Source organism: Geodermatophilus sp. SYSU D00700, from assembly GCF_054050255.1.
In genome coordinates, this window is sequence record NZ_JBJGZA010000004.1 from 44,600 (window position 1) to 64,704 (window position 20,105).

19 protein-coding genes are annotated in these 20,105 nt (G+C 75.5%); 8 read left to right on the plus strand and 11 right to left on the minus strand.

Annotated elements, in window-relative coordinates:
* Positions 1-117 precede the first annotated feature (117 nt).
* The 4 genes from flhA (at position 118) to ACI79V_RS04755 (ending at position 5,936) form a co-directional block, all read left to right on the plus strand.
* Complete coding sequence (gene flhA / locus ACI79V_RS04740; protein ID WP_456887287.1) at positions 118-2,148, plus strand: flagellar biosynthesis protein FlhA; 2,031 nt, start codon at positions 118-120, stop codon at positions 2,146-2,148.
* Positions 2,129-4,660: a hypothetical protein gene (locus ACI79V_RS04745; RefSeq protein ID WP_456887288.1), complete on the plus strand. Its 2,532-nt coding sequence runs from the start codon at positions 2,129-2,131 to the stop codon at positions 4,658-4,660. Before flhA ends, ACI79V_RS04745 begins: the two co-directional genes overlap by 20 nt.
* Entirely contained in the window at positions 4,657-4,899 is a 243-nt protein-coding gene (locus tag ACI79V_RS04750; RefSeq protein ID WP_456887289.1) for a hypothetical protein, read from the plus strand. The genes ACI79V_RS04745 and ACI79V_RS04750 overlap by 4 nt, the downstream gene beginning before the upstream one ends.
* A 104-nt stretch (positions 4,900-5,003) precedes the next feature.
* The gene (locus tag ACI79V_RS04755) at positions 5,004-5,936 is read left to right on the plus strand and encodes a type IV toxin-antitoxin system AbiEi family antitoxin domain-containing protein (protein WP_456887290.1); all 933 of its coding nucleotides are present in this window, start codon (positions 5,004-5,006) and stop codon (positions 5,934-5,936) included.
* Between the two features lie 84 nt (positions 5,937-6,020).
* Here the strand turns inward: ACI79V_RS04755 and ACI79V_RS04760 are convergent, their stop codons facing one another.
* The 4 genes from ACI79V_RS04760 to ACI79V_RS04775 all read right to left on the minus strand — a co-directional run bounded on the left by ACI79V_RS04760 (position 6,021) and on the right by ACI79V_RS04775 (position 9,833).
* Positions 6,021-7,316 (minus strand): PhoH family protein, encoded by a 1,296-nt coding sequence (locus ACI79V_RS04760; RefSeq protein WP_456887291.1) that lies wholly within the window; start codon positions 7,314-7,316, stop codon positions 6,021-6,023.
* A 245-nt stretch (positions 7,317-7,561) separates the two neighbouring features.
* Complete coding sequence (locus ACI79V_RS04765) at positions 7,562-7,819, minus strand: hypothetical protein (RefSeq protein WP_456877086.1); 258 nt, start codon at positions 7,817-7,819, stop codon at positions 7,562-7,564.
* A 3-nt stretch (positions 7,820-7,822) separates the two neighbouring features.
* Positions 7,823-9,040 carry a DUF885 domain-containing protein gene (locus ACI79V_RS04770; protein WP_456887292.1) on the minus strand — a complete coding sequence of 406 codons (1,218 nt, stop codon included), beginning with the start codon at positions 9,038-9,040 and terminating at the stop codon, positions 7,823-7,825.
* 13 nt (positions 9,041-9,053) lie between these two features.
* The gene (locus tag ACI79V_RS04775; protein WP_456887293.1) at positions 9,054-9,833 is read right to left on the minus strand and encodes an isoprenyl transferase; all 780 of its coding nucleotides are present in this window, start codon (positions 9,831-9,833) and stop codon (positions 9,054-9,056) included.
* A gap of 58 nt (positions 9,834-9,891) precedes the next feature.
* Here ACI79V_RS04775 and trhA point away from each other — a divergent pair, with 58 nt between their 5' ends.
* Complete coding sequence (gene trhA, locus ACI79V_RS04780; RefSeq protein WP_456887294.1) at positions 9,892-10,704, plus strand: PAQR family membrane homeostasis protein TrhA; 813 nt, start codon at positions 9,892-9,894, stop codon at positions 10,702-10,704.
* A 36-nt stretch (positions 10,705-10,740) separates the two neighbouring features.
* Here trhA and ACI79V_RS04785 read toward each other — a convergent pair whose 3' ends face one another.
* Positions 10,741-11,991, minus strand: a complete 1,251-nt coding sequence (locus ACI79V_RS04785; RefSeq protein WP_456887295.1) for a geranylgeranyl reductase family protein — start codon at positions 11,989-11,991, stop codon at positions 10,741-10,743.
* Positions 11,992-12,056: 65 nt separating this feature from the next.
* Complete coding sequence (locus tag ACI79V_RS04790) at positions 12,057-12,623, minus strand: hypothetical protein (RefSeq protein ID WP_456887296.1); 567 nt, start codon at positions 12,621-12,623, stop codon at positions 12,057-12,059.
* A gap of 337 nt (positions 12,624-12,960) precedes the next feature.
* Between ACI79V_RS04790 and ACI79V_RS04795 the strand changes: the two genes are divergently transcribed.
* Positions 12,961-13,518, plus strand: coding sequence for an AMIN-like domain-containing (lipo)protein (locus ACI79V_RS04795; protein WP_456887297.1), 558 nt, complete (start codon positions 12,961-12,963; stop codon positions 13,516-13,518).
* A 23-nt stretch (positions 13,519-13,541) separates the two neighbouring features.
* Here the strand turns inward: ACI79V_RS04795 and ACI79V_RS04800 are convergent, their stop codons facing one another.
* Both ACI79V_RS04800 and mca read right to left on the minus strand, forming a co-directional pair.
* Positions 13,542-13,877, minus strand: a complete 336-nt coding sequence (locus tag ACI79V_RS04800; RefSeq protein WP_456887298.1) for a hypothetical protein — start codon at positions 13,875-13,877, stop codon at positions 13,542-13,544.
* Positions 13,874-14,761: a mycothiol conjugate amidase Mca gene (gene mca, locus ACI79V_RS04805; protein ID WP_456887299.1), complete on the minus strand. Its 888-nt coding sequence runs from the start codon at positions 14,759-14,761 to the stop codon at positions 13,874-13,876. Before mca ends, ACI79V_RS04800 begins: the two co-directional genes overlap by 4 nt.
* 218 nt (positions 14,762-14,979) lie before the next feature.
* Here mca and greA point away from each other — a divergent pair, with 218 nt between their 5' ends.
* Positions 14,980-15,480 (plus strand): transcription elongation factor GreA, encoded by a 501-nt coding sequence (gene greA / locus ACI79V_RS04810; RefSeq protein ID WP_456887300.1) that lies wholly within the window; start codon positions 14,980-14,982, stop codon positions 15,478-15,480.
* A 14-nt stretch (positions 15,481-15,494) separates the two neighbouring features.
* Positions 15,495-15,815: an RNHCP domain-containing protein gene (locus tag ACI79V_RS04815; protein WP_456887301.1), complete on the plus strand. Its 321-nt coding sequence runs from the start codon at positions 15,495-15,497 to the stop codon at positions 15,813-15,815.
* 81 nt (positions 15,816-15,896) lie between these two features.
* Here ACI79V_RS04815 and ACI79V_RS04820 read toward each other — a convergent pair whose 3' ends face one another.
* The 3 genes from ACI79V_RS04820 to ACI79V_RS04830 all read right to left on the minus strand — a co-directional run bounded on the left by ACI79V_RS04820 (position 15,897) and on the right by ACI79V_RS04830 (position 19,970).
* A complete protein-coding gene (locus tag ACI79V_RS04820; RefSeq protein ID WP_456887302.1) occupies positions 15,897-17,975 on the minus strand; it encodes a M3 family metallopeptidase in 2,079 nt (692 codons plus the stop codon).
* Between the two features lie 196 nt (positions 17,976-18,171).
* Positions 18,172-18,981, minus strand: coding sequence for an ABC transporter permease (locus ACI79V_RS04825; RefSeq protein ID WP_456887303.1), 810 nt, complete (start codon positions 18,979-18,981; stop codon positions 18,172-18,174).
* Positions 18,978-19,970: an ATP-binding cassette domain-containing protein gene (locus tag ACI79V_RS04830; protein WP_456887304.1), complete on the minus strand. Its 993-nt coding sequence runs from the start codon at positions 19,968-19,970 to the stop codon at positions 18,978-18,980. The genes ACI79V_RS04825 and ACI79V_RS04830 overlap by 4 nt, the downstream gene beginning before the upstream one ends.
* Between the last annotated feature and the right edge of the window lie 135 nt (positions 19,971-20,105).

Genomic DNA, 20,105 nt, shown 5'->3' on the forward strand with positions numbered 1-20,105 from the left:
ACGGTCCAGACGTGCGGAGAGCTTCCGATGCCCGGCGGCGGTGGGACGGCTGTGACGCGTGGGTCGAACGCGGTGGGCCGGAACCCGCGGGCTGCCGATGGGTGGTCCGTGCGAGGGATGACCAGGGCCGCGGTGCCGATCGGCGTCGTCGCCATCGTCCTGATGCTGGTGGTGCCGTTGCCGGCGGCGCTGCTGGACCTGCTGCTGGGGTTCAACATCACTGCCGCGCTGCTGATCCTGCTGGTGTCGATGCAGATCAAGCGGCCGCTGGACTTCGCCGTCTTCCCGTCGCTGATCCTCATCGCGACGCTGTTCCGGCTGGCGCTCAACGTCTCCTCCACCCGGCTGGTGCTCAGCGACGGCTACGCGGGCAAGGTCATCGAGGCCTTCGGGCACTTCGTCATCGGCGGTTCGCTGGTGGTCGGCCTGGTGATCTTCGTGATCCTCACGATCATCCAGTTCGTCGTGATCACCAACGGCGCGGGCCGCGTGGCCGAGGTCGGCGCGCGCTTCACCCTCGACGCGATGCCCGGCAAGCAGATGGCCATCGACGCCGACCTCAACGCCGGGCTGATCAACGAGGAGCAGGCCCGCAAGCGGCGCTCGGAGGTCACCAGCGAGGCCGACTTCTACGGCTCGATGGACGGCGCCTCGAAGTTCGTCAAGGGCGACGCGATCGCGGCCATCATCATCACGCTGATCAACCTGGTCGGCGGCTTCGCGGTCGGCGTCGTCCAGAAGGGCATGGCGCCGGGCGAGGCGGTCTCGACCTACTCGCTGCTGACCGTCGGTGACGGCCTGGTCTCGCAGATCCCGGCGCTGCTGCTGTCCACCGCGACCGGCATCATCGTCACCCGCTCGGCCTCCGACGGGGACATGGGCAGCGACCTGCTCGGCCAGCTCGGCCGGTTCCGGCAGCCGGTCCGCATCAGCGGCGGCGCCGCGCTGGCCCTGTGCCTGATCCCGGGCCTGCCGAAGCTGCCGTTCCTGCTCATCGGAGGGGCCTTCCTGCTCATGGCCGCCCGGATGCAGGAGGAGCCGGACGAGGACGAGACGGCGCCGGCCACCGCCGAGGACGACGAGCCCCGGCCGGACTCCCCCGAGGCGATCGCCGAGCGGATGCGGGTCGACCCGCTCGAGCTCGAGGTGGCCTTCGACCTCGTCGACCTCGTCGACACCGCCCGCGGCGGCGACCTGCTCGACCGCGTGAAGGCGCTGCGGCGGAAGGTCGCGATGGAGACCGGGCTGGTCATCCCGCTGGTCCGCACCCGCGACAACCTCGACCTGCCGGCGTCGCAGTACGTCATCTGGCTCAACGGCGTCCCCGCGGCCAAGGGCACCTCCCCCGCCGGCACCGTGCTCGCCATCGGCGACGCCCTCGACGGGCTGCCCGGCCGGCCGACCCGCGAGCCGGTGTTCGGCCTGCCCGCCAAGTGGGTGCCCGCCGAGCTGCAGCGGCAGGCGGAGATGGCCGGCGCCACCGTCGTCGACCGCTCCTCGGTCATCACCACGCACCTCGCCGAGGTCGTCCGCCAGCACTCCGCCGACCTGCTCGGCCGCGAGGACGTCCGGCTGCTGGTCGAGATGGTCCGCCGCACCCACCCGGTCGTCGTCGAGGAGCTCACCCCGGCGCTGCTCACCCTCGGCGAGATCCAGCGGGTGCTGCACGCGCTGCTCACCGAGAACGTCTCCATCCGCGACCTGGTGCGCATCTTCGAGGCGCTGTCGCTGCGGGCGAAGACCTCGACCGACCTCGACGGCCTGGTCGAGGCGGTGCGCTCGTCGCTGGGCGCGGCGATCAGCCACCCCTACGTCACCCCCGACGAGCGGCTGCACGTGATCACCCTCGAGCCGTCCTTCGAGCAGCGGCTGCTCGAGGCCGTCCGGCACAGCGACGGCGGCCAGGTCCTGGCGCTGGACGCCGGCTCGGTCGACGCGCTGGTCACCGGCTGCACCGGGCTGCTCGAGGGCGCCGAGAACCACGGCCTGTCGCCGGTCCTGGTCTGCTCGCCCCAGGTCCGCGCGGCGCTGTCCCGCCTGGTCCGCCAGGTCCTGCCCCGGCTGCCGGTGATCTCCTACACGGAGGTCTCCCGGACGGCCCAGATCGAGTCCCTGGGAGTGGTGAGCGGTGCCGTTGCCATCCGTTGAGGCGCCCACGCCCGAGGCCGCGGTCGCCGCGGCGCGGGAGCGCTACGGCAACGCGGTCCGGATCGTCGGCGTGCGCCGCATCCGCTCCGGCGGGGTGCTCGGCTTCTTCGCCACCGAGCGGTTCGTCGCCGAGGTGGAGGAGCCCGAGCCCGCCCGCCGCGCCCCCGCCTCGAAGTCGGAGTCGGCCCGCCGCATCGAGGCTGCGCTCAGCCGCGACCCCGGCCCGCTGGCCGACACCGGCGCCTTCCTGCGCGCCACCGAGCTGCACCGGTCCCGGCCCGCGGCCGCCCGGCCGACCACCCGGCCGGCGACCCGGCCCGCCGCGCTGCCCGACCCGGTGGACGAGCTGGCCGGCCTGCTCGGGTCCGGCGCCGCCGGCCCGGACGTCGACCTCTACTCCCGGACCTCGGTCGCCGCGGCCCGGACGCCGGCCTCCGGCGCGACCGCGTTCCGCCCGGCGGCCGCGGCTCCGCGCCGTCCGGCGGCCGCGACCGCTGCAGCTCCGCGCCGGGCGCCCCGGGCCGCGGTGCGCCCGCCGGCGACGCCGGCCGAGCCCGCCGGCCCCTCGCTGTTCACCGCCGCGCTCGCGCAGGTCGCGGCCGGCGACCGCGAGGTCCGCGAGGCCGTCGACGACGCGGTGCGCGCCGCGGCCGCCTCCTCCGCGGCCGAGGCGCTGCGGGCGCTGACCGAGGCCGCGACGGCGTCCGCGCCGGTCGAGCCGGCTCCCGCTGCGCCGGCGCCCCCGGTCGCCGAGGAGCCCGCCGCCCGGTCGGTGCTGCGCACGCCCACGCCGGCACCGGCCGCCCCGGCGATGCCGCTCGCCGCCGCGCTGGCCGCGGCGATGGCCGCGCCCGCGCCCGCCCCGGCCCCGGTCGCCGCCGAGCCCCCGGCCCCGGTCGCCGCGGAGCCGGAGGTCGTCGTCGACGAGTCCCCCGCCGAGGAGCCGGTCGCCGAGGAGCCGGTCGCCGAGGACGCCCCCGAGCGGCCGGTCCCGGACGTGGACATGTGGGCGGAGCCCGCCCCCGTGGCACGCCCGGCGGCCGCGCCCGCAGCAGAGCCGGTCGCCGCTGCCGACGAGCCCACCGTCGAGAAGCCCGCCGTCGAGGAGCCCGCCGTCGGGGTCGCGGAGGACGTCGAGGAGGACCCTGCCGACGAGTACGCCACCGACGTGCTGCCGGCCGTCGTCGTCGAGCCCATCGAGGTGCCGGCCCCGCAGCCGGTCGCCTCCGCCTGGAGCGACCCGGACCCCACCGGGCCGGCCACCGGCCGCGAGGAGGCCATCGCCGAGGTGCTGCGCGCCGCCCTCGCGCACGACACCCCGGACGACGCGCTCACCGACATCCTCCGCGGCGTCCTCGCCAGCGCGTCGACGCAGGGCGGAGTGCACCGCGGCCGCCCGCCCGTGCCGGCCACCGCCCGGCGGATGGACCAGGAGCCGGAGTGGGTCGAGGCATCGGCGGAGAGCGACGAGTGGGAGGTCGAGGAGGCCGCGGAGGCCGGCTCCGAGCTGGTCGCGCTGGCCCCCACCGCCAGCGACCCGGCGCCGGTGCTGCACGACGCCACCGCCGTCCTGCCGCCGCTCTCCCTCCTCCCGCCCGGCCCCGGGACCGCGCTCGCCGTGCCGCCGCTGCTGTCGCGCCCGCCGGTGCCGCCGCGGCGGCTGCCGCCGGTGCCCGGACGGGCCGTCGCGCAGGTGACCGCTCCCCCGCGGCCCACCGGGCTGGCCACGGTCACCCGCCTGCCCGTCGACACGCGCGCCGGCCGCGTCGTCGTCCCCTCGGTGCGCGAGCGCGCCGTGGCCGGCTCCGGCCGCGGACTGGTCGACCCGCGGATGGTCGAGGCGGCCGGCGTCGTGGCCCGGCTGCGGGAGCTCGGCGTCCCCGCGGACCTGCTCGGCGGCACGTTCGCGGCCGACGTCGCCGCGAGCGGCACCTACGCCGCGCTGACCCGCGCGCTGCGTTCCCTCCCGGTCGCCCCGGCGGCCCCGGCCGGGGCCGGTGAGGTGCTGCTCGTGGTCGGCCCGGGCGTGGAGACCCTGGCGGCCGCGCGGTCGCTGTCGGTCTCGATGCGGCTCGACCCCGACCGGCTGCAGTGGGCCACCCGCGGCGACCTGGCCGCGCTCGCGCCCGAGAGCAGCCGGATCACCTCGGTCGACACCGCACTGGAGCGCAAGCAGGAGGCCGCGCGGGCCGGCACGCCGACCGTCGTCGCGGTCGACGCGCCCGTGCGCGCCGGGGGCCGCACCTGGCTCGAGCAGGTCATGGCGATCTTCTCGCCGGTGGCCGTGTGGGCCGTGGTGGAGGCGACCCGCAAGGCCGAGGACGTCGGTCCGTGGCTGGACGGGCTGCCCCGCGTCGACGCGCTCGTCGTCCAGGACACCGACCTCACCGCCGACCCCGCCGCCGTGCTGGGGCGCACCACGGCGCCGGTGGCCCTGGTCGACGGCGTCCGCGCGACCGCGCACCGCTGGGCGTCGCTGTTGTGCGAGCGGCTGGAGACCGCTGAGGCATGAGCCCGCTGCGCTGGGACGTCCTCGCGGTGGGGCTCGTGCTGGCCCTGCCGGTGCTCGCGCTCGGCGTGCGCGGCGACTTCTCGGCCGACGAGGTCGCCGCCCGGCTGCCCTGGTGCCTGCTGGCCGGCTGGGGCGCGGTGGCGCTGCTGCGCTACGCGGCGACGCCGCCCCGCTCCCGCCCGGCGCGGCGCAGCACCGCGCCCGCGCCCGAGGCGGAGGAGCCGCCCCCGACGGCCTGACCCCCGCTCCTGCGGCTGCACTGCCGGTGTCCACAGGTCCGCGGGCCGTCCACGACGTATAGACCGGAGGCCGGCCGCGTGCCCCGGGGGCGACGGTGGCTCGGATGCAGTCCGAGGAGCAGCTCCCACCCACCCTGCGTCGGGTCCTGGTCGCCGGCGGGTGGAGCGACGACGAGCTCGCCCGTGCCCGCCGGTCCGGCGCCCTGTCACGGGTGCGGCGGGGCGCCTACGTCCAGGGCGCGCTGCCGACGGCCGCGGCGGTCCGCCACCACCTGCTCGTCCGGGCCACCGTCGCCGGGCTGCGCCGGGACGCCGTGGTCAGCCACGAGTCCGCGGCCGTCCTGCACGGGCTGCCGACCTGGGGGCTCCGGCTGGCCCGCGTGCACGTGACCCGGCAGCCGCCCGCCTCCAGCGACGTCAGCCGCACGCTGCGCTGCCACGTCGCGCGGCTCGAGGACGACGAGGTCACCGCGGTCGACGGCATCCCCGTCACCGACCCCGTGCGGACGGCCCTCGACCTGGCCCGCTCGCTGCCGTTCGAGCCGTCGGTGGTCGTGCTCGACGCGCTCCTCGCCACCCGCACGGACCACGCGGCCGCTCTCGGCGCCCGGCTCGCCCGGATGGCCGGGACCCGCGGCAGCCGCGCCGCGGCGCGGGCCGTGGCCTTCGCCGACGGCCGCAGCGAGAGCGTCGGGGAGAGCCGGAGCCGTGTCCTGCTCCACCGGCTCGGACTGGCGCCCAGCGGACTGCAGCACCCCGTGCACACCGCCGACGGCGTGCTGCTGGGCCGCGCCGACTTCGTGTGGGAGACCGAACGCCTGCTCGGGGAGTTCGACGGGCGGGTCAAGTACGGCCGGTTGCTGCGCCCGGGACAGGAGCCGGGCGACGCGGTCTTCGAGGAGAAGCGCCGCGAGGACGCCATGCGCGCGGAGGGCTGGGGCATGGTCCGCTGGACCTGGGACGAGATCAGCGGCTCAGGCCCGCTGGCCGGCCGCGTCGGACGTGCTCTGCGCCTGCGCCGACGCGCCGGCGCGTGACCGCACTGCCGGGGTTCCTCGTGCACTGCCGGTCCTGCAGCACCGGCAGTGCACGAGGAACGCCCGCAACGCGCCCTCCAGCGGTCAGAGCGGGAGGTCCTCCAGCATCTCGGTGACCAGCGCGGCGATCGGCGAGCGCTCGGAGCGGGTCAGCGTGACGTGGGCGAACAGCGGGTGCCCCTTGAGCTGCTCGACCACCGCGGCCACGCCGTCGTGCCGGCCCACCCGCAGGTTGTCCCGCTGGGCGACGTCGTGGGTGAGCACCACCCGAGAGCCGCTGCCCAGCCGGGACAGCACCGTCAGCAGCACGCCGCGCTCGAGCGACTGCGCCTCGTCGACGATCACGAACGAGTCGTGCAGCGACCGGCCCCGGATGTGGGTCAGCGGCAGCACCTCGATCAGCTCCCGCGAGGCGATCTCGTCGAGCACGTCCCGGGAGACCAGCGCGCCGAGGGTGTCGTAGACCGCCTGCGCCCAGGGCGACATCTTCTCGCCCTCGCTGCCGGGCAGGTACCCGAGCTCCTGCCCGCCGACGGCGTACAGCGGCCGGAACACGACGACCTTCCTGTGCGCCCGCCGCTCCATCACCGACTCCAGGCCCGCGCACAGCGCCAGCGCCGACTTGCCGGTGCCCGCGCGCCCGCCGAGGGAGACGATGCCGATCTCCGGGTCGAGCAGCAGGTCCAGCGCGACCCGCTGCTCGGCCGAGCGCCCGTGCAGGCCGAACGCCTCGCGGTCGCCGCGGACCAGCCGCACCTGCTTGTCCGGCGTCACCCGGCCCAGCGCCGAGCCGCGCGAGGACAGCAGCACCAGCCCGGTGTGCGCCGGGAGCTCCGCGGCCGCGGGCACGTACACCTCGCCGCTGTCGTAGAGCGCCGACATCTCGGCGTCGTCGAGCGGCACCTCGGCCATGCCGGTCCAGCCGGCGTCGACGGCGTCGAGCGCCCGGTACTCGTCGGTGTCCAGCCCCACGGCGGCGGCCTTGACCCGCAGCGGCACGTCCTTGGTGATCAGGCAGACGTCGCGGCCCTCGGCGCGCAGGTTCAGCGCGACGACCATGATCCGGCTGTCGTTGCTGTCGTTGCGGAAGCCGGCCGGGAGCACCGCCGCGTCGCTGTGGTTGAGCTCGACGTGCAGCGTGCCGCCGTCCTCCCCCACCGGGACCGGCGCGTCGAGCCGGCCGTGCGCGACGCGCAGGTCGTCGAGGAGGCGCAGCGCCTGGCGCGCGAACCAGCCGAGCTCGGGGTGGTGCCGCTTGTCCTCGAGCTCCCCGATGACGACCAGCGGGAGCACCACGTCGGCATCGCCGAAGCGCAGCAGCGCACGGGGGTCGGACAACAGGACGGAGGTGTCGAGGACGTACGTGCGGCGAGTGGTCACGAGTCGTCTCCCCTGGGGCGCGGGCTGCACCCCTTCTCGAAGGTGGCCGGGTCCCGGCGCAGGGGCCGGGAACCGGCCCCCCCTGGTCGACGAGGACGTCTGCACCAACCGGGCCTCCCGTGGACTCCGGGGCGGGCCCGTCGTCCACCCCGGACGCTAGAGCGGGGAGGTGACAGTCACATGACGAGCAGGCGGCGTGTCCTCCGTCGGGGGGACCCAACCGCCCCAACCACCCCACCAGCGGGTCAGCTCCAGTGCGACTCCGGCGGCCTGGGCAGCGGCCGCGAGGCCGGCAGCTCCCAGGTCTCCGGCGCAGGGGGTGGCACGCCCCTCCCCCGCCGCGGCCGGGCCGCCACGACCGCCCACAGCACCGGCACCAGCAGCACCGGCCACTGCACGCGCAGGTCGCCGATCCAGAGCAGGCCGGCCAGCAGCAGCGCGAACAGCCAGCCCGCCGTCCACAGTCCCAGCGCGCGGGCCTCCCGGGGGTCGCGACGCGGCACGGCTCAGGCGGCCGACAGCTCGGCGGTGACGGCGGCGGGGGTCAGCGGCTCGTCGAGCAGGCGCACGAAGCGGCCGGCGACGTCCTGGTCGGCGGGGCGGGCGCCCAGCCAGCGGCGCAGCAGGTCGTAGCCCTCCACGTAGGTGGTGATGTAGGCCCGCCAGAGGGGGTGGGTGAGGAAGCGCAGCTGCTGGCGCGCGCGCTCGGCGCTGACCAGCGACCAGCGCTGGATGTAGCCGGCCACCTCGTCGGCGTCGGCGCCCCGGTCGTGCAGCAGCACGGCGGCGTCCTGGCGCACCCGGTTCAGCGGCGCGGTGGCCGCGGCGATCCGCTCGGCGAGGTGCCCGTCGAAGCGCAGGCCCAGGTCGCCGAGGACCTCCGCCGACCACGGTCCCCAGCCCGCGCCGACGGCGGCGTCGACGCCGAGGTCGGCCAGCCCCTCGGCCATGAGGCACTCGGGGGTGTTGACCAGGAAGACGGTGTGCTCGAGGTGGCCGGCGCGCTCGACCAGCCCGCGCTCCTTGCGGCAGTGCTCGGTGTGGTGGCCGGGGTAGGACTCGTGGGCCACCAGGTGGACCAGCTGGCTGAGCCGGTGCGGCAGGTCGGCGTTGATCGCCACGCGGGAGCGGTAGTCGCCCTCGTAGTAGTTGAAGCCCGACCACGGCTTGTCGGTGACCACCTCGTAGCGCACCGTCTCGACCTCGGGCAGCCCGTACCGGCCGCGCACCCGGTCGCGCAGCGCGCTCGACAGCGCGTGCACCGCCGCCTCCAGCCGCTGCGGCGGGCACTCCTCGCGCCGCCGGTGGGCGGCGTAGCGCTCGGCCAGGGTGCCGTCGCCGGGCAGCAGCGCGTCGAGCTCGGCGTGCGCGGCGGCGTAGTCGACGGGGTCGCCGAGGGTGAGGTCGACCTGGAAGTAGCTGCGGACCTCGTCGAGGAAGGCCACCGGCTCGCCGCTCATCTTCCGGGCGGTGCACTCCAGCCCGGTGAGCTGGCCGCGGAGGAAGCCGGCGCGGTCGGCGGGGAGCCCCGCGGCGTCGAGTTCGCGCAGCAGCGCCCGGGCCTGGTCGCGCAGCGCCTGGGGCGTGGGCGCGGGCTCGTCCTCGACCTGCGCGCGGATCCGCTTCTCACCGGTGTAGGCGTCGACGAACCCGGACTCCAGGCGGTCGAACCGCAGTCCCAGCTTCACGTACTCGAGGGGGACGTCGACCGCGCCGGGTGCCATGGGCGCCAGTCTCTCAGCCCCCGAACCGGCGGTGCCGCGCAGCGTAGGCGCGCAGCGCCCGCAGCAGGTCGACGCGGCGGAAGTCGGGCCAGTAGACGTCGGTGAAGTAGAACTCCGAGTGCGCCGTCTGCCAGAGCAGGAACCCCGAGAGCCGCTGCTCGCCGCTGGTGCGGATGACCAGGTCGGGGTCGGGCTGGCCGCGGGTGTAGAGGTGCTCGGCGATGTGCTCGACGTCGAGCACCTCGACCAGCTCGTCGAGCGAGGTCCCCCGGCTGGCGTGCTCGGCCAGCAGCGAGCGGACGGCGTCGGCGATCTCGCGCCGTCCCCCGTACCCGACGGCGAGGTTGACGTGGGCGCCCGGGCGGCCGCGGGTGACCTCCTCGGCCTGCTTCAGCACGGCCACGGTCTCGGCCGGGAGCAGCTCGAGCGCGCCGACCGGCCGCAGCTGCCAGCGCCGGTCGGGCGCGGAGAGGTCCTCGGCGACGCCCTCGATGATCCGCAGCAGCGGGGTGAGCTCCGGCTCGGGCCGGGAGAGGTTGTCGGTGGAGAGCAGGAAGAGGGTGACCACCTCGACGCCGGCCTCGTCGCACCAGCCCAGGAACGAGGCGATCCGGTCGGCGCCGCGGCGGTGCCCGGCGTTGGGGTCGAGCAGCCCGGTGGCCCGGGCCCAGCGGCGGTTGCCGTCGATGATCGCGCCGACGTGGCGGGGGACGTCGACCCCGACCAGCTGGCGCGCCAGCCGGCGTTCGTACAACTGCGTCAGGACATCGCGGACCCACTGACGCGCCCCCACGGGTCCACCCTAGAAGGGCCCCGGTGCGCCGGCACCTACGCCTCCGTAACCTCGGGGCATGACCGGCGCCCCCGACGATCTCGACCCCGTCCGGGTACAGGCCGACGCCGCCGAGATCGAGGCCCCGCGCGGCGTCGCGGTCGGCACCGTCGTCGCGGAGGGCGAGCGGGTCGAGCGGACCTGGACCGCCGAGGACTTCGCCGACTCCGACTGGGAGCACCCCGACACCCGCCCGCGGATGCGCGGCTGGCTGCACCTGTTCGCCTTCTTCGGCGCGATCGTCGCCGGCGCCGTCCTCATCCCGCTGGGCTCGGTCCTGGGGGCGCGGTCGGGCTTCTCCGTCGCCGTCTACTGCGCCACCATCTGCGGCCTGTTCGGCATCAGCGCGCTCTACCACCGCCGCCGCTGGTCACCGCGCGGCTGGAAGGTCATGAAGCGGCTCGACCACTCGATGATCTTCCTGTTCATCGCCGGCACGTACACGCCGTTCTCCCTGCTCGCCGTCGACCAGCCGCTGGGGTACTGGGTCCTCGCCGGCGTCTGGGCCGGGGCGCTGGCCGGGGTCTGCCTCAAGCTGACCTGGCCGACGGCGCCGCGCTGGGTCGGGGTGCCGCTCTACGTCGGCCTGGGCTGGGTGGCCGTGTTCGTCCTGACCGACATCCTGCACATCGCCGGCGTGACCTCGCTGGTGCTGCTCGCGGTCGGCGGGGTGCTCTACACGCTCGGCGGGGTGGCCTACGCGGTGAAGTGGCCCAACCCGGTGCCCGGCGTCTTCGGCTACCACGAGGTCTTCCACGCCGCGACCATCGTGGCCGCGGTCTGCCACTACATCGCCGTCTACTTCGCGATGTACAACTCGCCCTTCGTGTGAGCGGATCCGTGGGCGTCCGCGGCAGTGCACGGCCGATCAGAGGAACAGCGGGCGCTCGTCGAAGCGGCGGGACACCCGGCCGGCCAGGCGCCAGGCCCGGGCGACGGCGTCGCGGTCGGCGTCGGTGACCAGGTTGCCCATCACCCGCAGGGCCACCGTCATCAGCGCCCGCGACCGCATGCCCACCGGGCCGGCCGCGGGCAGCAGGCGCGGCAGGGTGAGCAGCCCGGCCAGCCGGCGGGCGATCGAGAACGCCTCGCCGTAGTGCCGGCGCAGCGTGGCCGGCCACGCCGCCGACCAGTCCCGCTCGCCGAGCATCCCGGCCAGCGTCCGGCCGGTCTCCAGGCCGTAGTCGATGCCCTCACCGTTGAGCGGGTTGACGCAGCCGGCCGCGTCCCCGACCAGCGCCCAGTTGCGCCCGGCGACGCCGGACACCGCCCCGCCCATCGGCAGCAGCGCCGAGGCCGGCGCGCGCACCGGGCCCTCGAGCCGCCAGTCCTCGCGGCGGGCGGCCGCGTAGACCTCCAGCAGGGCCCTGAGCTGCACCCCGGCCGGACGGCGGGCGGTGGCCAGCGTCCCGACGCCGATGTTCACCTGCCCGGCGGCCTCGCCCAGCGGGAAGACCCAGCCGTAGCCCGACAGCAGCGCCCCGTCGGCGTCGCGCAGCTCCAGGTGCGAGGAGATCCACTCGTCGTCGCTGCGCCCGGAGGTCGCGTACCCGCGGGCGGCCACGCCGTAGGCGGTGTCGCGGTGCCACTGCCGGCCGAGCCGGCGGCCCAGCGGCGACCGGGCGCCGTCGGCCACGACCAGCCGCTCGCAGCGCACGGTCGAGCGCTCCCCGCCGACGTCGAACACCACGCCGGTGACCCGGTCCCCGTCGCGCTCGACGTCGACGGCGCGCGCGCCCTCCAGCGGCGTGGCACCGGCCTGCGTCGCGCAGGCCCGGATGCGGTCGTCGAGCTCGGTGCGCGGCACCGCGCTGCCGTGGTCGGGGAAGGCCCCACCCGGCCAGGGCAGCTCCCAGACCTGCCCGAAGCCGGCGGCGCGCAGCCCGCGGTTGCGCGCCCGCCCGCGCGCCCAGTCGCCGAGGCCGAGCAGGTCCAGCTCGGCGACCGCGCGCGGGGTCAGTCCGTCGCCGCAGGCCTTGTCGCGGGGGAAGACCGCGGCGTCGGCGAGCAGCACGTCCTGCCCCTCGCGCGCCGCCCAGGCGGCCGCGGCCGAGCCGGCCGGCCCGGCCCCCACCACGAGGACGTCGGTCGCGGCGGGGACGGCGGCAGCTGCTGGCACGCCCCCCAGTGTCCCTGCTCGCGAGCGGCGCCCACCCGGACAGGGCGGTGAGCGTGCGCAGCGGTCTACAGCTGCGGCCCGCGGGCGCGGACCTCCTCCACCGAGGCCATGGCGTCGCGCAGCTCGGTCAGCCAGGCGTCGGCGTGCTGGCCGACCAGCCGCACCGCCCAGACCAGCGCCTCCGAGCGGGAGCGGGCGACGCCGGCGTCGACGAGCGTGTCGAGCACCAGGCGCTCGGGCTGGCGCAGCCGGGTCATCACCGGCACGGAGGCGTTGGTGAACACCTCGCGGACGTCGCCGCACGCGGCGCCCCAGGCCACCGAGCGGCCGTAGCGCGCCTGGGCGGCGTCGGCGATCGCCATGCGCTGCTCGCGGGTGTCCTCGCGGAAGCGGGCGATCCGCCCGGCGCGGGCGGCGGCGGGGTCGCCCTCACCGGCGTCGGGCTCGGCCAGCGACCCGACGACGGTGATCTCGTCGCGGTCGACGGTGATCTCGACCGGCCCGGTGAACCAGCCGTCGGGCAGCCGGCCGGCGAACCAGCCGGCCACCTCGGCCCGGTCGACCGGGGGCGCGCCCTCGGCCCCGCGGCCACGGCCGCCGGGCCCGCGGCCACGGAAACCGGGAGCGCCCATGCGGGCGAAGGGGGAATCGGCGAATCGGTGGTGTCCGTGCACGACGGCCTCCTGACGAGGTGTTGATTACGCGCTTACACCGTAACGCCCGAGGGGCTGCGGCGGCAGTCGTCGCGCTACGCCGAGAGCGGACCGCGACGGCGCGTCATGCCGCGGTGACGCTGGCGTCAAGTGCCGTGCCGTGTCGCACTGGGGCCTCGATTCTTGGTCAGATCATGCCAATGAACAGCCGTTCATATCGACATCCACGGGCACGTCCGGCCATGGCGTCGATGGTCGTGTCGGCGGACTCTCACCTCGTCCGCACCACCCATCCCCCTGACCCCGGGAGACCGTCATGAGCACCACCCGCACCCGCGCCGCCGTCGTCCTGGTCGCTGCAGCGGCCGCGGTGACCGGCAGCGTCCTGCCCGCCTCCGCCGCGCCGGGCTGCAGCACGACCTGGGGCTCGCTGCCCGAGGCCGTCTCCGACGACGGCGGCGGCACCCTCGACGACGTCCGCGCCGGCCGGCACGCCTGCTACGACCGGCTGGTGCTCGACCTCGACGGGATCGACGCGTCCGCGGTGTCCTACGACGTGCGCTACGTGAGCCAGGTCGTGCAGGACGGCTCGGGCACCCCCGTCCCGCTGCGCGGCAACGCCGACCTGCAGGTGGTCGTGCACACGCCCGCGTACACCCCGCGCGGCACCGCCACCTACGCGCTGGCGAACCCCGCCGAGGCCGTGGGCGTGACCGGCTACAGCACCTTCCGCCAGGTGGCCTGGGCGCGGTCGTTCGAGGGGTCGAGCACCGTCGGCCTGGGTGTCCGCGCGCGGCTGCCGTTCCGGACGTTCGTCCTCGACGGCCCCGGGGACGGCTCCCGCCTGGTCGTCGACGTGGCCCACACCTGGTGAGCCCCGGGGCGGGCCCGCCGGCGTCAGCGTGCCGGCGGGTCCGTCCGCCCGTCGCCGTCCCGGGGTCCCTCGATGGCCCGCGGGGCCCGGCGGAGCGTGTCGAGCAGGTCCTGACCGGGCTGCCGGGGCTCGACCAGGTCGGCCGGGGTGTCGGGGACGACGACCCGCGGGGCGTCGGGCTCGTCGAAGCTGCGCGGCAGCCGCTTGAGGTGCCGGCTCATCGACTTGACGAGCAGCACGGTCGCCAGCAGCAGCACGAGGACGAGGAAGGCCCCCAGCGGGCCGGACTTGCCGACGTCCTCGGGCAGCTGCTGCTCGGCGGCGGTCACGGCTACGGAGACCGTGGCGAGCGCGCTCACGGGACCCCCACCTCGCTGCGGATGCCGGCGAACAGGTCGTCCTCGGGGAGGGTCGAGTCCACCAGGGAACGGGCGAGCTCGTAGTCCTCGGTGGGCCAGACCCGCTGCTGGACGTCCATCGGGCAGGCGAACCAGCGACCGGTGGGGTCGATCTGGGTGGCGTGCGCGATGAGCGCGGCGTCGCGGACCGGGAAGTACTCGGCGCAGGGCACCCGGGTGGTGACCCGGTGGGACATGTCCCGCTCGGGGTCCCAGCCGGCCAGCCACTCGGCGTAGGGCGACTCGGCGCCGGTCTCGAGCATCGCCTCGTGCAGCGCCCGCATCCGGGTCAGCGTGAAGCCCATGTGGTAGTAGAGCTTGCTCGGCTGCCAGGGCTCGCCGAGATCGGGGTAGCGGTCCGGGTCGCCGGCCGCCTCGAACGCGAGCACCGAGACGTCGTGGGTCTTGATGTGGTCGGGGTGCGGGTAGCCGCCCCGCTCGTCGTAGGTGAGCACGACCTGCGGGCGGAACCGTCGGATCAGCTCGACCAGCGGCGCCGCGGCCTCCTCGGTGGGCACCAGCGCGAAGCAGCCCTCGGGCAGCGGCGGCAGCGGGTCGCCCTCGGGGAGGCCGGAGTCGACGAAGCCGAGGAACTCCTGCCGGACGCCGAGGATCTCCCGGGCGCGGGCCATCTCCTCGACGCGCAGCTGCGGCAGGCGCTCCCAGATCTCCGGACGGTCCAGCGCCGGGTTGAGCACGGAGCCGCGCTCGCCACCGGTGCACGTCGCCACCAGCACCTCGACGCCCTCGGCGACGTACTTCGCCATGGTCGCCGCGCCCTTGCTCGACTCGTCGTCGGGGTGGGCGTGCACGGCGAGCAGGCGCAACGGGTCTGCTTCGGTCACCCGACCAGTGTCCCCCGGCGTGGGGAGAGCCCGCCGCGTCCCGGCGGCCCGGACGGGTGGATGTGCTGCTCCTCACGTCCGGCGTGGGTAACCTGCTCCCTCCCCGCCGGGGCGCCCGCGTCCCTGCAGGGGCCCTCCGGCCGGTGTTAGCTTGGCCGGATCGACGTCGACCCGTCTCCCGGCCGGGAGGCGGCTCCCGAGCTGCAGGAGTACCCCGCGTGACCACCCCCACCGAGAACGAGCAGGGCATCTGGCTGACCCAGGAGGCCCACGACCGGCTGAAGGCCGAGCTCGACCAGTTGGTGGCCGGCCGTCCCGCCATGGCAGCCGAGATCAACGCCCGCCGCGAGGAGGGCGATCTCAAGGAGAACGGCGGCTACCACGCCGCCAAGGAGGAGCAGGGCAAGCAGGAGGGCCGGATCCGCCAGCTGACCGACCTGCTGCGCAAGGCCCGCGTCGGCGAGCCCCCCACGACCGCGACCTCCGCCGAGCTCGGCACCGTGATCACCATCCGGTTCCAGGGCGACGACGAGACGGAGAAGTTCCTCCTCGGCTCCCGCGAGATCGCCGGCACCACCGACCTCGCCGTCTACTCGCCGGAGTCGGCCATGGGCTCGGCGATCCTCGGCGCGAAGCCGGGCACGTCGGTCACCTACCAGGCGCCCAACGGCCGCGACATCACCGTCGAGGTCGTCGCCGTCGAGCCGTTCGTCCCCTGACCCGGCACCGCGTCGTGGCCCGCTCCCGGCGGGCGGAGAACACCGGCTTCGTCTGCGTGCACTGCGCCGCCGACGTCCCCGCGAACACCGACGGGCACTACCGCAACCACTGCCCGGTGTGCCTGTGGTCGCTGCACGTCGACGAACTGCCCGGCGACCGGGCCAGCGACTGCCGGCAGCCGATGGAGCCGATCGGCCTCGTGGAGAAGTCCGGCAAAGGCTGGCAGGTGGTGCACCGCTGCACGGCGTGCGGCCACCGCCAGCCCAACCGGCTCGTGCGCGACGGCGACGCCCCCGACGACCTGGACCTGGTGCTGTCCCTGCCCTGGCTGTAGGCGCCTCTGCGGGCGTTGCTCGCGGGTTGCCGGTCCTGCAGCACGGGCAGTGCGCGAGGAACGCCCGCAGTGCAGCGTCACTCAGGCCGGCGCGAGGCCGCGGCGGCGCAGCAGCGGGCCGGGGTCGGCGTCGCGACCGCGGACCGCCCGGAAGGCCTCCAGCGGGTCCACCGACCCGCCGCGGGACAGCAGGCGCTCCCGGAAGACGTCGCCGTTCTCCCGTCGCAGCCCGCCGTTCTCCCGGAACCACTCCACCGTGTCGGCGTCGAGGACCTCCGACCAGATGTAGGAGTAGTAGCCGGCCGCGTAGCCCCCGGCGAAGACGTGCTGGAAGTACGTCGTCCGGTACCGCGGCGGCACCAGCTCGAAGGCGACGCCGGCCTCCTCCAGGGCGCGCCGCTCGAACTCCGCGGGATCGCCGACCTCGGTCTCCGGCGTGATCCGGTGCCAGGCCTGGTCGAGCAGCGTGGCCGCCAGGTACTCCAGCGTCGCGAACCCCTCGCCCCACAGCCGGGCGGCGTCGATCGCCTCCACGACGGCGGCCGGCAGCGGCTCCCCGGTGTCGACGTGCCGCGCGTAGTGCGCCAGCACCTCCGGCCACAGCGCCCACATCTCGTTGACCTGGCTGGGGAACTCGACGAAGTCCCGGGGCACCGCGGTGCCGGCGAACCGCGGGTAGGTCACCGCCGAGTTCAGCCCGTGCAGCGCGTGGCCGAACTCGTGGAACAGCGTGTCGACCTCGTCCAGGGTCAGCAGCGTCGGCCGCCCCTCGGGCGCGGGCGCCACGTTGAGGTTGTTGACCACGACCGGCCGGGTGCCCAGCAGGCGGGACTGGGTGACGAAGGAGCTCATCCACGCCCCGCCGCGCTTGCCCTCGCGGGCGAGGAAGTCGCCGAGGTAGAGGCCGACCGGCTCGCCGTCGGCGCCGGTGACCTCCCAGACCCGCACGTCGGGGTGGTAGCCGGCGAGGTCGGGACGCGCGGTGAAGCGCAGGCCGTAGAGCAGCTCCGCGGCCCGGAAGACGCCGTCGACGAGCACCCGGTCCAGCTCGAACCAGGGCCGCAGCGCCGCCCGGTCGACCGAGTACCGCTCGGCCCGCACGCGCTCGCTGTAGAACGTCCAGTCCCAGGGCGCGAGCTCCTCGACGCCGTCCCGGGCGGCGACCTCGGCCAGCGTCCGCGCCTCGGTCCGCGCGTTGGCCACCGAGGGGCCGACCATCGAGCCGAGCATCGCGTCGACGGCGGCGGTGCTGCCCGCCGTCTGGTCGGCCAGCACCAGGTCGGCGTGGGTGGCGAAGCCGAGCAGGCGAGCGCGCTCGGCCCGCAGCCGGGCGATCCGGGCGGCCACCGGCCCGTTGTCGTGCTCCCCGGACGACGCCCGGCCCACCGACGCCTCGAACACCCGGCGGCGCAGCGCGCGGTCGCGCAGCTTGGCCAGCACCGGCTGGCCGGTGGGCAGGAGCAGCGGCAGCACGTACCCGTCGAGGTCGCGGTCGGCCGCGGCCCGGGCCGCCGCGGCGACCTCCTCCTCCGACAGCCCGTCGAGCTCGGCGGCGTCGGCCACCCGGACGGCGGCGGCCTCGGTGGCCAGCTGCAGGTTCTGCCCGAACTGCGTGGACAGCTCCGACAGCTCGCGGTTGAGCTCGGAGAGCCGGGCGCGGCCGGCGTCGTCGAGGCGGGCCCCGGCCAGCACCCGGTCGAGGTGGTGCCGCTCGACCAGCCGCACCGCCTCGGCGTCCAGACCGGAGCCGGAGCGCGCCTCGTGGACGGCGTCGACCCGGGCGAACAGCGCCGGGTCCAGGCGCAGCGCGTCGGCGTGCGCAGCCTGCAGCGGGGCGAGCTCCCGTTCGATCTCCCGCAGTCGCGGGGTCGACACCGACGACGCCAGGTTGGCGAACACCGCGCCGGCCCGCCGCAGCAGGGCGCCGGAGCGCTCGAGCGCCACGATGGTGTTCTCGAAGTCGGGCGGCTCGGCCGACCCGGTGATCACCGTGATCTCCGCCCGCTGCTCGGCCATCCCGGCCAGCACCGCCTCGCGGCAGTGCTCGACCGTGACGTCGGCGAACGGCGGCAGCCGGTAGGGCAGCGGCGACTCGGTCAGCAGCGGGTTGCCGGAGGCGACGGCGGAGGTGGGCACGGCGGGGGCGGGCTCGGCGCTCATCGCCGCCAGTGTCACTGCGGTCCTACCGGACCGCACCGCGGCCAGGTGTCCAGAAGGACCCCCTTCTCCCCACCCCTCGCAGGCTCGGGGCGGGGCCCGGAAGGGGGCCTCCTGCCGCGGAGCCCCACCCGCCGCTCCTCGCGGAGGCCTCCGGCCCCCACTCCTCCCGGCGACGGGCCGAGCCCGTGGCCCTCACTCAGCGGCCGGCGGCCCGCTTGTAGAGGCGGGCCGACAGCGGCACGAACACCGCGAGGATCAGCGCCGTCCACAGCAGCGTGTAGAGCACCGGGTTCTGCAGCGACCACGCCTCGGGCTCCGGGTAGCCGGGCGGCACGTTGCCGAACAGCTCCCGCGCGGCGAGGGTGACCGTCGAGACGGGGTTCCACTCGGCTAAGGTGCGCAGCACCGCCGGGAAGGTCTCCAGCGGCACGAAGGTGTTCGCGATGAACGTCAGCGGGAAGATCACGATGAAGCTGGCGTTGTTGACCACCTCCGGCGTGCGGACCAGGAGCCCGACCACCGCCATCAGCCAGGAGACCGCGTAGGCGAAGACCAGCAGCACGAGGAACCCGCCCACCGCCTCGCCGAAGGACGAGTTGATCCGCCAGCCGACCAGCAGGCCGGTCACCGCCATCACCGCGATGGAGATGACGTTGAGCCCGGCGTCGGCGACGGTGCGCCCGACCAGCACCGCCGCGCGGGACATCGGCAGCGACCGGAACCGGTCGATCAGCCCCTTCTGCAGGTCCTCGGCGATGCTCACGCCGGTGACGGTGGAGCCGAACACGACCGTCTGCGCGAAGATGCCCGGCAGCAGGAACTCGGCGTAGCTGATGCCCGGCGGCAGGCCGCCGATCGCGCCGCCGAACACGTACCGGAACAGCACCACGAACATGATCGGCGACAGCGTCGCGAACACGATCAGGTCGGGCACCCGCTTGACCTTGATCAGGTTCCGCTTGGTGATGACGACGCTGTCGGACAGCGTCGCGGACAGCGAGCTCATCGCACACCTCCGGCGGGGACCGGCTGGGCCGCCGCGTCGTCCTCTCCGTCCTCGGCCGCGTGGCCGGTGAGGCTGAGGAACACGTCGTCGAGGTCGGGCCGGCGCAGCCCGACGTCGAGGACCTCCACGGAGCTGCCGGCCAGCAGCCGCAACGCCTCGGCGAGGTCGTCGGTGCCGCCGCGCACCGGCACGCTCAGCCGGCGGGTCTGCTCGTCGCGCTGCGGCTCCCCGGAGGCCAGCGGTGCCAGCAGCCGGGCGGCCTCCTCCAGGTGCTCGGTGCGACCCGCGGTCAGCTCCAGCCGCTGCCCGCCGACCTGCGCCTTGAGCTCGTCGGCCGTGCCGCGCGCGATGACCCGGCCCCGGTCGATGACCACCATCCGCTCGGCCAGCCGGTCGGCCTCCTCGAGGTACTGGGTGGTGAGCAGGACCGTCGTGCCGCCGCCGGCCAGGTCGGCGATGAACTCCCACATCGCCAGCCGGCTGCGCGGGTCGAGCCCGGTGGTGGGCTCGTCGAGGAACAGCACCCGCGGCCGGGCGATGAGCGAGGCGGCGATGTCCAGCCGCCGGCGCATGCCGCCGGAGTAGGTCTTCGCCGGCCGGTTGGCCGCTTCGGTGAGGTCGAAGCGCTCGAGCAGCTCCCCGGCCCGGGTGCGCGACTCGCGCTTGCCGAGCCGGTAGAGCCGGCCGACCATCTCCAGGTTCTCGAACCCGGTCAGGTACTCGTCGACCGCGGCGTACTGCCCGGTCAGCCCGATGACCGAACGCACGCTGTCCGGGTCGCGCACGACGTCGACGCCGGCCACCTCGGCGCGCCCGCCGTCGGGCTGCAGCAGCGTGGAGAGGATGCGGACGACTGTGGTCTTGCCCGCGCCGTTGGGGCCCAGCAGGCCGAGGACGCTGCCCTCGGGGACGGTGAGGTCCACCCCGGCCAGGGCCGTGGTGGACCCGAACCTCTTCTGCAGTCCCTCGACGAGGATCGCGTCGCTCATGCCGGCGGAACCACGTGTGAGCGCCGACACTTCCCGAGCCCCGTCCGCCCCGCGCGAACGCCTGGTCGCCTGTTGTCCGTCTCCACAGCGCCTCTCCGTCCCCGGTGGGCCCGGCGGCCCTCGTGGGACAGACGC